Annotated in this window: 10 protein-coding genes; 4 read left to right on the top strand and 6 right to left on the bottom strand. The window is 70.7% G+C overall.

The annotated features are described in order from the left end of the window. Positions 1 to 523 (top strand): NAD(P)H-dependent oxidoreductase (locus tag RIF93_RS14820; RefSeq protein ID WP_309092223.1); only part of this gene is annotated, 523 nt, incomplete at its 5' end. A 4-nt stretch (positions 524 to 527) separates the two neighbouring features. Continuing rightward, the gene (locus RIF93_RS14815; protein WP_309092222.1) at positions 528 to 1328 is read left to right on the top strand and encodes a class III extradiol ring-cleavage dioxygenase; all 801 of its coding nucleotides are present in this window, start codon (positions 528 to 530) and stop codon (positions 1326 to 1328) included. Between the two features lie 88 nt (positions 1329 to 1416). Here the strand turns inward: RIF93_RS14815 and RIF93_RS14810 are convergent, their stop codons facing one another. The 3 genes from RIF93_RS14810 to RIF93_RS14800 all read right to left on the bottom strand — a co-directional run bounded on the left by RIF93_RS14810 (position 1417) and on the right by RIF93_RS14800 (position 6800). Next, a complete protein-coding gene (locus tag RIF93_RS14810; protein WP_309092221.1) occupies positions 1417 to 3816 on the bottom strand; it encodes an ATP-binding protein in 2400 nt (799 codons plus the stop codon). A 66-nt stretch (positions 3817 to 3882) separates the two neighbouring features. Further along, positions 3883 to 4611, bottom strand: a complete 729-nt coding sequence (locus RIF93_RS14805; RefSeq protein ID WP_309092220.1) for an RNA methyltransferase — start codon at positions 4609 to 4611, stop codon at positions 3883 to 3885. A 68-nt stretch (positions 4612 to 4679) separates the two neighbouring features. After that, a complete protein-coding gene (locus tag RIF93_RS14800; RefSeq protein WP_309092219.1) occupies positions 4680 to 6800 on the bottom strand; it encodes a M13 family metallopeptidase in 2121 nt (706 codons plus the stop codon). Between the two features lie 161 nt (positions 6801 to 6961). Here RIF93_RS14800 and RIF93_RS14795 point away from each other — a divergent pair, with 161 nt between their 5' ends. Further along, positions 6962 to 7396: a hypothetical protein gene (locus RIF93_RS14795; RefSeq protein WP_309092218.1), complete on the top strand. Its 435-nt coding sequence runs from the start codon at positions 6962 to 6964 to the stop codon at positions 7394 to 7396. Position 7397: 1 nt separating this feature from the next. On the opposite strand, the gene RIF93_RS14790 is transcribed toward RIF93_RS14795, so the two are convergent. Further along, positions 7398 to 8216 carry an acyl-CoA thioesterase domain-containing protein gene (locus tag RIF93_RS14790; RefSeq protein WP_309092217.1) on the bottom strand — a complete coding sequence of 273 codons (819 nt, stop codon included), beginning with the start codon at positions 8214 to 8216 and terminating at the stop codon, positions 7398 to 7400. Positions 8217 to 8303: 87 nt separating this feature from the next. Here RIF93_RS14790 and RIF93_RS14785 point away from each other — a divergent pair, with 87 nt between their 5' ends. After that, on the top strand, positions 8304 to 9158 hold the full coding sequence (locus tag RIF93_RS14785) for a pirin family protein (protein WP_309092216.1): 855 nt from the start codon (positions 8304 to 8306) through the stop codon (positions 9156 to 9158). A gap of 9 nt (positions 9159 to 9167) precedes the next feature. Here RIF93_RS14785 and RIF93_RS14780 read toward each other — a convergent pair whose 3' ends face one another. Together RIF93_RS14780 and RIF93_RS14775 are read right to left on the bottom strand one after the other, a co-directional pair. Next, positions 9168 to 9938 carry an SDR family oxidoreductase gene (locus tag RIF93_RS14780; protein WP_309092215.1) on the bottom strand — a complete coding sequence of 257 codons (771 nt, stop codon included), beginning with the start codon at positions 9936 to 9938 and terminating at the stop codon, positions 9168 to 9170. A 69-nt stretch (positions 9939 to 10007) separates the two neighbouring features. Then, positions 10008 to 10211 carry a hypothetical protein gene (locus RIF93_RS14775; protein WP_309092214.1) on the bottom strand — a complete coding sequence of 68 codons (204 nt, stop codon included), beginning with the start codon at positions 10209 to 10211 and terminating at the stop codon, positions 10008 to 10010. Between the last annotated feature and the right edge of the window lie 266 nt (positions 10212 to 10477).

The following is a 10477-nucleotide window of genomic DNA, read 5'->3' as shown; positions in this document are numbered from 1 at the left end:
GGCCACCCGCAAGGTCGCCCAGGCGCTCGCCGCCCTGACGCCCAACCTGAAGTTTGACATCGTCGAAATCGGCGACCTGCCGCACTTCGACCAAGACCTGGAGGCTGCGCCGCCCGCCGAGTGGGTCCGGTTCCGCAACGAGGTCGCAGCCCATGAAGCGGTCCTGTTCGCCACCCCGGAATACAACCGCTCGGTCCCTGGCGTGCTGAAGAACGCCATCGACGTGGGCTCGCGGCCCTACGGCGCGAGCGTCTGGGACGGCAAGCCGGGCGCGGTGATCAGCGTCTCGCCGGGCGCGCTGGCCGGTTTCGGCGCGAACCATCACCTGCGCCAGTCGCTGGCCTTCCTGAACGTGCCGCTGCTGACCAACGAGGCCTACATCGGCAACGCCTATGCGCTGTTCGGCGCAAGCGGCGAGCTGATCAACGAAGGCACGGCCGAGTTCCTGAAGGCCTTCGGCCAGGCGTTCGCCGCCTGGATCGAGAAGATCCTGGCCGACGCTCCCGTGGCCAAGGCGGCCTGAGGCCATGCGGCAGCCGGCCTTCTTCATCCCCCACGGGGCGGGCCCCTGCTTCTTCATGGAGTGGACCCGCGGGCCGGCCGACACCTGGGCGCGGACGGAGGCTTTCCTCCGCGGCCTGGTGGCTGGCCTGGCGGAGCGGCCTCGGGCGATCCTTGTCGTCTCGGGGCACTGGGAGGCGCCGGTCTTTACCGTGGGCTCGGGCGCCCGGCCCCAGCTGATCTTCGACTACTACGGCTTCCCCGAGCACACCTATGCTCTGACCTTCCCGGCGCCAGGCTCGCCAGAGCTGGCGACCCGGGTCCGGGCCCTGCTGGACCAGGCCGGCCTGGCGTCGGACGAGGACCGGGAGCGCGGCTGGGATCATGGGGTGTTCGTGCCCCTGAAGCTGGTGACGCCCGAGGCCAACATCCCCGTCGTGCAGCTCTCGCTCCAGGCCAGCCTGGATCCAGCCCTGCACCTGGCGGCGGGCCGCGCGCTGGCGCCGCTGCGGGATGAGGGCGTGCTGATCGTGGGCTCGGGCATGAGCTGGCACAACATGCGCGGCTTCTCCCCCGCCTATACCCAGGCCTCGGCGGAGTTCGACGCCTGGCTGAGCGCGGCGGTGCAGCATCCGGCGGCGTTGGCCCGATGGATCGAGGCGCCGAACGGCCGGCTGGCGCACCCGCGCGAGGAGCATCTGGCGCCGATCTTTGTGGTCGCCGGCGCGGCCAAGGGGGAGCCCGCACGCGCCGTCTTCCGCGACACCGTCATGGACGTGGTGGTGTCCGCCTATCAGTTCGGCGAGCCCCAGGCGCTCGCCGCCTAAGTCCCCCCCGGAGGCCCTTCAGCCCGCACGGCGCACCTCTCCGCCGCGTCGGGAAGGGCCTCCGGAATTCGCGTCGGAACGAGAGCGGTCAGGCCGCGGAGGCCGTGGCGGCCTCCGACTGCTCCAGCGCCGCCTGCAGGACCTCGTAGAGACGCGCGGCCTCGATCGGCTTGGCGACGTAGCCGTCCATGCCGGCGTCGGCATACTCGGCCACCTGGTGACTCATGGCGTTCGCGGTCAGCGCCACGATCGGCGTGCGCGGCCGGCGCAGGGCGATCTCGCGGGTGCGGATCAGGGTCGTGGCGGTGGGGCCGTCCATCACCGGCATCTGGATGTCCATCAGGATCACGTCCCACGGCTCGCGCTCCCAGGCGGCCACGGCCTCGCGGCCGTCGGGGACGATCACAGGCTCGACGCCCACCTGGGCCAGCAGGGTCTTGAGCACCAGCTGGTTCATCGGGTTGTCCTCGGCCGCCAAGACGCGGAGCGGCCGGTCAGGGGCGGCCTCGCGCGTCTCGGCCGCGGTGCGCTTCGGCGCGGCGGCCCGGCGCGGGGCCTTGGCGAGCGGCAGGCGGACGGTGAAGGTCGCACCGTGCCCGCGTGCGCTGGTGGCGGAGATCTCGCCGCCCATCAACTCGGTCAGCTCGCGGCAGATGGCCAGGCCCAGGCCCGTGCCGCCGAACCGGCGGGTGGTCGAGGCGTCGGCCTGCTCGAACTTGCGGAAGAGGTGGACCAGTTGCTCGGGCGCGATGCCGATGCCGGTGTCGGCGACCTCGAAGACCAGGGCGCCGCGCTTGCCGGCGACACGCACCCGGACGCCGCCGCGGTCCGTGAACTTCAGTGCGTTGGAGACCAGGTTCCAGAGGATCTGGCGCACGCGGATCGGGTCGCCCCGGTAGACGCCGCGGGCGCCTCGCTCGACGGCCAGCTCGAAATCGAGGCCCTTGGCGTCGGCCACGGCGGCGAAGGTGGCGTGGACCGTCTGGGCCAGCTCCTGCAGGTCGAACTCGGCCTCTTCCAGTTCCAGCTTGCCCGCCTCGATCTTGGAGAGGTCAAGGACGTCGTTGAGGATGGCCAGCAGGCTCTCTCCCGACTGGCGGATCACGTCTAGGCGTTCGCGCTGGGGCGGCGTCAGGTCGTCGGCCGCCATCGCCTGGGCCATGCCAAGCACGCCGTTGAGCGGGGTGCGGATCTCGTGGCTCATCGTGGCCAGGAAGGCGCTCTTCGCCCGGTTGGCGGCCTCGGCCTCCTCCTTGGCGCGAACCAGGGCGTACTCCTGGGCCTTGCGCGTGGTGATGTTCTGCATCGCGCCGATCAGGCGCAGCACGCGGCCCGCCTCGTCGGTGATCACGCGGGCGGTGCCCGCGACCCACATCTCCTGCCCGTCGGAACGGGCGACGCGGTACTCGGGATAGTAGGGCTCGCCATCGGCGACGTGCCGTTCCCACGCCGCCTTCACCGCAGCACGGTCGCGCGGGTCGATGGAGCTCCAGATGTCGCGCGCCAGTGAGCGGAAGGTGTTCGGCGTCTGGAAGAAGCTGTCCTCGGCGCCGACCTTCACCAGCTCGCGCCGGACGTAGTCCATCTCGTAGACATGGATCTCGGCGATCTCCATGGCGAGCTTCAGGCGCTCCTCCGAGCGCTCGGTCCGCTCCAGGGCCTCGACCATGGCGGTGATGTCGTAGGAGGCCATGATCATGCCGCCCACGTCACCATTCGTGTCGCGCCAGGGCGTCACCTCGACCTTCACCCACTCGGGAGGGCCGTCGGCGCGCGGCAACTGGTGGCGTTCGATGCGGTAGCCCTTGCCGCCCGCGACGGACTGTTCCAGCCCGGCGCGCCACTGTTCGAAGATGTCGGGACGCAGCTCGTACAGCGTCTTGCCGATCACCTGCCGACCCGAAAGGCCTCGGGCCTCGATCCAGGGCGGACTGGCGTAGAGCACCCGCATCTCGCGATCGGTGAGCACGAGCGAGATCGGCAGGGCGTCGATGATCGCCGACAGCGTCCGCTCGTAGGTGGAGCGAGCATCCTTGGCCCGCACGCGGGTCCATTCGTCGGCCACGAAGTCGGCCAGGTCCTGGAGGCGGTTGGCCAGGCTGCGGTCGTAGGGGCGGACCTCCAGGCCGGCGACCCAGATGGCGCCCGGCGTCGTGCCGTCCTCCAGCCGGATGGGCGCACCGGCGAAGAAGCGGACAAAGGGCGCGCCGGCCACGACCGGATCGTCGCGGAATCGGGCGTCGAGCCGGCAGTCCTCGACCCAGAGGAGCTCGCCCGAGGTCATCACCTGGCGGACGCCCGCGGCCTCGCCGGCGACGGCGCGCTTGTCGCCGCGGCTGCGCCACACCTCGGCGCCGTGCATCAGGGTGATCTGGGCCTCGACGGGACCGAACAGGGTGCGGGCCAATCGCGTGGCGCGGTCGAACACCGGGCCCGATTGCTCGAGCCCAGCGGGTTGTCCCGCGACGCTGCGCGTCTTGCGGCCCATGCGTCTCCCCCTGCGGGCGTGTCGCCCACGAGCCGCCAGTTTGCGAGGCCGAGGTTAACCCTGACTTTAGATCGCCCGGCGGGCCGCCAGGTGGTGCAGGACGATGCCGCTGGTCGTGGCGACGTTCAGCGAATCGAAGCCGCCCGCCATGGCGATGCGGACGGTGCGGACGCGCGCCAGCACCTCGTCGGGGAGGCCCGGCCCTTCGGCTCCAAAAAGCGCAGCCGCGCGCGGCGGCGGAGCCAGGTCCGGGAGGTGGATTTCGCCGCGGGGGCTAAGCGCCAGAACCTCGAGCCCCGCGCCTGCGAGCGTGGCGGCGAGGTCCGCGCCGGGCGGAAGGCGCGCGAAGGGGACGGTGAGCGCCGCGCCGACGCTGACGCGGATGGCCTTGCGATACAGCGGGTCGCAGCAGGCGGCGTCGAGGACGACCGCGTCGGCGCCGAAGGCCGCGGCGTTGCGGAAGATCCCACCCATGTTGTCGTGGTTGGCGATGGCCGAGAGGCCGACCACCAGGGTCCGGGCCGGCAAACCCGCGAGCAGTCCGGAAGCGTCGCGTTCCGGCCGCCGGCCGAGCGCGAGGATGCCGCGATGGATCGGGAAGCCTACGATGGCGTCCATCACGGCTTGCGAGGCGGCGTAGACCGGCGTCCCGGACGGCAGCTGGGCGGCAAGCCCGCCCAGGCCGTCGAGGCGCTTCTCGGCGACCAGCACCGAGACGATCCGGTCGGGAATGGCGCGAACGGCCTTCTCCAGGACGACGCGGCCCTCGGCGACGAACAGGCCGTCCCGCCCCACCAGGTCGCGCTCGCGGACGGCGCGGTAGCCCTCGATCCTAGGATCGAGGGCGTCCGTGACCCTTTCGACTACCAGATCTTCACCCGGTCGGCGGGCGCCAGGTGCAGCTTCTGGCCAGGCTGGACGTTGAACGCCGGGTACCAGGGGTCCTGGTTGCGGACGGTGAGCGCCCGCCACGGGCCCGGCGAGTGGACGCCGGTGATGACGGCGCGGCGCAGGGCCTCATCGCGGTACTTGGCGCGGTAAATCTGGGCCCAGCCCAGATAGATGCGCTGGTCGGCGCTGAAGCCGTCGATGGTCCGGGGCGCGGCGCCGCCCAACGACAGGTGATAGGCGTCGTAGGCGGTGGCCAGGCCGGCCACGTCGGCGATGTTCTCACCCAGCACCTGCTCGCCCCGCAGGTTCAGTCCCGGCAGGGCCTCATAGGCGCTGTACTGGTCGGCCAGCTTCTTGGCCTCGGCCTTGAAGCGGGCCAGGTCCTCCGGCTTCCACCAGTTGCGGAGGTTGCCGTTGGCGTCGAACTGGGCGCCCAGGTCGTCGAAGCCGTGGCTGACCTCGTGGCCGATGACGCCGCCGATGGCGCCGTAGTTCACCGCCGGGTCGGCGTTCAGGTCGAAGAACGGCGGCTCCAGGATGCCGGCCGGGAAGATGATCGAGTTCTGCGAGGGGGCGAACAGGGCGTTCACCGTGTGGGGCGTCATGAACCACTCCTCGCGGTCCACCGGCTTGCCCAGCTTGGCCAGGTTGCGGCGGTATTCGAAGAGGTCGGCGCGGTACTGGTTGCCGTAGGCGTCGCCGCGCACGACTTCAAGGCCCGAGTAGTCGCGCCACTTGTCCGGATAGCCGACGTAGACGCGGAAGTTGGCGAGCTTCTTCCTGGCCTCGGCCTTGGTCTCGGCGCTCATCCAGTCCAGGCGGTCGATGCGCTGGCCGAAGGCCTTCAGCACATTGTCGGCCATCCGCTGGAGCTCGGCCTTGGCCTCAGGGCTGAAATGCCGCTGCACGTAGAGCTTGCCGACGGCCTCGCCCAGGGCCGTGCTGGTGTTGTCGACGCCGCGCTTCCAGCGCTCGCGCTGCTGCGGCTGGCCGGTGAGCGCCTGGCCGTTGAAGGCGAAGTGCTCGTCGACGAAGGCCTTGGACAGGAACGGCGCGCCTCGCTCGATGGCGTGGAAGGCCAGGTAGTCCCGCCAGGCCTGGAGCGGCTGGGCGCCGACGAGCCTGGCGATGCCGGCGATGGCGGTATCCTGCCAGGCGCCGAAGCGCTCCTGGTCCTGCAGACCCGCGGCGGCGAGGAACGCGTCCCAGTCGATGCCGGGGGCCTTCTTCGCAAGCTCGGCGCGGCTCCAGACGGTGTTGGCCTTCTGGACGTTGGCGGTGTCGTCCACCGTCCAATGCGCACGGGCGATGGCGGTCTCAAGGTCCATCACGCGCTTGGCGCGGGCGTCCGGCTGATCGTAGCCGGCCAGCTTGAACATGGCCGCGACGTGGGCTTGGTACTTGGTCCGCAACTCGCGGAAGCGGGCGCTGTCGCCGAGGTAGTATTCGCGGTCGGGCATGCCGAGGCCGCCCTGCATCAGGTAGGGCCGGTACTTGGTGGTGTCGTTCAGGTCCTCGGCCACCCAGAGGCCGAACAGGCGATCGGTGTAGAAGTCGGTGGCGTTCAGCGCATCGACATCGGCGCGCAGCGTCAGGCCCAGTTCGCGCGACAGGTCCTTGCGGGTGCGGACGGCGTAGATCCGGTCCAGCTCGGGCTTCACCGGGGCGATCCCCAGCTGCTCGATCCGGGCCTCGTCCATGAAGCTTCCGAAGTAGTCGCCGATCTTGCGCGCCTCGGAGCCTTCGGCGGCGTTCTGGGCGGCGGCGTCCTCAATAATGGCGCGCGTGCGCTGGGCCGCGGTCTCGGCGATCGCGGCGAAGCTGGTGATGTTCGAGCGGTCGGCCGGGATCTCCGTCCGCTCGGCCCACTTGCCGTTGGCGTAGCGGAAGAAGTCGTCACCGGCGGCCGCCGAGGCGTCCATGCCCGAAACGTCGAAGCCGAACGCGCCGACCTGGGCCTTCGGGCGGGCGGGTTCGGGGGCCGGCGCGGGCGCAGGCGCCTCGGCCTGCGGCGGGGCGGCCGGCGTCGTGGCGCAGGCCGAGATCAGGGCGGCGACGGAAGCAGCCGCCAGCCAGAACGGTCGGAACGTCATCTAGAGCATCTCTCCCAAGCCGCGCGGGGTCGCCCGCGCGTGTTTGGCGGCTTCTTACACCTCCGGTCCGAGCCGGGAAGCGTTACACCTTTGTCATTTGCGCGTCCGTCGCGACGCATGGAACCGGTTGCGCTTCGCCCGCCGGGTCTGGGGGAGGACGCATGGACGAGAAGGCCGCCATCGGCGCGGTGATCGACGAGATGTACGCGATGATCTCGGGGCCGGCCGGGCCGCGGGACTGGTCGCGGCAGCGTGCGGTGTTCCATCCGGATTCGCGGCAGATGCGGACCGGGGTCGACGGCGACGGCACGCCCTGGATCAGGATCATGTCGCCGGCCGAATACGAGGCCGACGTGACGCCCTTCTTCGCGGCCAATCCGTTCTACGAGGTCGAGATCGCGCGGCGGATCGACGTGCTCGGCAACATGGCCCACGTGTGGAGCCTGTACGAGGCGCGGACCGCCCCCGACGACGCCACCCCGGAGCGGCGGGGGATCAACTCGATCCAGCTCTACCGGCAGCCGGACGGCGGCTGGCGGATCATGTCGATGATCTGGGACAACGAGCGGCCGGGGGTCACGGCCGAGCCTTTCTAGGCTATTTCTCGTCCCGGCTCTCGCGCACACGGACGATCAGCGACTGGCTGGCGGTGGCCATCAGCTCGCCGTCCTGGGCGAACAGGTACATGGCGCCGTGGGCGAAGCCGCCGTGGACGCCGTGGATGCGGATGTCGGCCAGCACCCATTCGGTCGGCACGACCCGGCGGATGCGGATGGTGTTGTCCAGGCTGTTGCCGCCGGCATTGGCGCCCAGCGCATTGCCGACCCCGGACGGCACGAAGTCGGCCATGATGGCCAGCATCGGCGCGTCGATGGCGAAGCCCTCCCGCGGCCGGATCCACAGGAGCGAACGGCCGTCGGGCTCGGGCTTGCCGACCCGGTCGTGGCCGTAGCGGCCCTTGGCGACGCGGACCTCGATGCGGGTGTGCAGCCCCTCGCCGCCCCCGCGCCAGTGCTCGGCCGGATCGCACGCCTCCGGCGGGGGCGCGTTGGGCATCTCGAGCCACTGCTGGGAGAACGGACTGGGCCGCTCGCCCAGGGCGGCGTTGACGGTGAAGATCTCCCGGTCATGGACGTGGCCGACCACCCGGGCCTGGGTGTTGTACTTGCCCTCGACCGGGGTCCAGACGTCGAGGTCCACTACGCTGGGCGGCTGGGCGTAGGACAGGTACTGGGCCGTCGCCCAGACGACCGGCCGCCGGCAGGTCCGCTCCATCGCCGCGATCGCCGAGCCCAGGCCCACGCCGCCGAACATGAACATGTTGCCCGGCGGGCCGACGCACACCGCGTTCGTCAGCGGCATGTACCAGCGGTGCGGGTTGTGCGTCGCCTGCAGGTCGAAGAAGAGCTTGTCCATCGCGCCCCCTGAAAGCGCGCGCCGCCGGGCTCCGCAAGTCCCGGCGTGCGGTTATATGGGCGAAGGCCCCAGACGAAGGACCCGCCCGTGCCCGCCAAGACCCTGATCGCCCAGCACCCCGCCGAACGCGACGACATCGGCGATCTCGTCACGCGGCGGCCCCTGCCCGGCCCTAGCCTGCCGCAGGTGGACCCGTTCCTGTTCCTCAACCACCACGGCCCGCAGATCTATCCGCCGAACAACCGCGGCCTGCCGTTCGGCCCGCACCCGCACCGCGGCTTCGAGACCGTGACCTTCATCCTGGACGGCGAGCTGGCGCACCGGGACTCCGCCGGCCACGAAAGCATCATCCGAGCGGGCGGCGTGCAGTGGATGACGGCGGGCTCGGGCCTGGTCCACGCCGAAGTCTCGCCCGAAGCCTTCCTGCGCGAAGGCGGCCCGATGGAGATCCTGCAGCTGTGGGTGAACCTGCCGTCGCGGCTGAAGATGACGCGGCCACGCTATGTGGGCGTCCAGGCCGAGGCGATCCCCACGCTCGATTGCGACGGCGCGGTCGTGCGGCTGATCTCGGGGACCTGGGGCGGAACCACGGGGCCGATCGAGAACCTGACCGGCGTCTTCATGAGCGTGATCGACCTCGACGCCGGCGGGCGCGTGGGCTTCGGCTCGCTCTCAGGGCGCAACGTCTTCCTCTACGTAGTGCGCGGCGAGGTGGCGGTGAACGGCTGGGCTATCGCCGCCTGGAACCTGGCCGAGCTGGACCTGGACGGCGACACCGTGGAGATCGCCGCCAAGGAGCCCGCGCGAGTGGTCTTCGGCCATGCCGCGCCAATCGGGGAGCCGGTGGTGGCGCACGGCCCCTTCGTGATGAACACCCGCGAGGAGATCCTGCACGCGATCCGCGACTACCAGGCCGGTCTGTTCGACAACGTCAGCGCCTGACGCGCGGCGCTAGAAGTTCACCCGCGATGAGATCGCGCCGTCGACGACCATGTTGATGCCGGTGGTGAAGGCCGAGCGCGGGCTGGCCAGGAACACGGTGGCCGCCGCGATCTCCTCCGGGGTCGCCATGCGGCCCGTGGGATTGCGCTTGATCATCTGGGCGAAGAAGTCGGGCATGTTGTCCCGCACCCGGCCCCAGACGCCGCCGTCGAACAGGACCGTGCCTGGAGAGACGACGTTGCAGCGCAGGCCCTTGCGGGCGCCTTCGCGAGCCACGCCCTTGGCGTAATGGATCAGGGCGGCCTTCATCGCCCCGTAAGACGAGGCGCCGGTCGCCTCGGCGGCGGAGATCGACGAAATGAGGATGAACGCGGCGTCGCCGTTCGCGGCGGCGGCCTTCTCGAGGTGCGGCCTGGCCGCCTCGAAGCTGCGCACGGCGCCCAGGAGGTCGACCTCGAACATGGCGCGCCAGTCGTCCTCCGAGACGCCCTGGACGAGGGCGCTGGCGTTGGAGACCAGTACGTCGAGGCCGCCGAAGGTTTCGGCCGCGCCCATCACGAACGCCTGCAGGGCCTGCTTGTCAGTGATGTCCACCGCCTGCCCCCAGGCGCGGACGCCGCGGCGTTCGAGGGCTGCGACCGTCTCTGCGACCTGATCGGGGTTGCGGGCGCAGACGGCGACGTTCGCGCCCTCGTCGGCGAAGGTCTCGGCGATGGCGCGGCCGATCCCGCGCGAGCCGCCGGTGACGACAGCCGACTTGCCCTTCAGCTTCAGGTCCATGCGCGTCTCCCGCTTGTGCGGGCGTGACCCTGCCAAAAGGCGCGGGCGGACGCCAGCGGGAGCCTCGGGTCAGCCGGCCAGGCGTTGACCCACGGGCGCGGCGTCGGGCGCCTCGCTGCGGGCGATGACGCGAATAACGCAGGCGGCGGCGACGGCGCGGTTCGGCGCGGCGCCGGACTCGATGGGGTGTCCGGCAGCGTCGAAGGCGGCCCAGCTCCAGCCGGCGCGGGTCTTCGATATGCGGAAGCTGCAACCGGCGGCGTCGGCGCGCATGGGGGTACTCCTCGAAACGTCACAGGCCGCGACAAACGAGAAAGCGGCACGAGCGTTCCGCCGCTTAGGAAAAGCCAATCAAGCTTAGCTTCTGTTTTTACTCGAAGTTTCGCGGCGATTTCGGGGCCGCCACATATCGGCCCGGTTCTGCACCTGCGAACACTAACCTGCCAGCCAATGTCTGCTGCGCGACATAGGAACCACACCCGCCACTTCTGCGCTTCTTCCTCGCCGGGGGGTCTGTCCGCCAGATCCACGTACCGCCC

This window comes from Phenylobacterium sp., from assembly GCF_031181185.1.
Classification (GTDB): domain Bacteria; phylum Pseudomonadota; class Alphaproteobacteria; order Caulobacterales; family Caulobacteraceae; genus Phenylobacterium.
The sequence above is the reverse complement of the archived record's forward strand: the minus strand, read 5'-3'. Positions and strand labels throughout refer to the sequence as shown.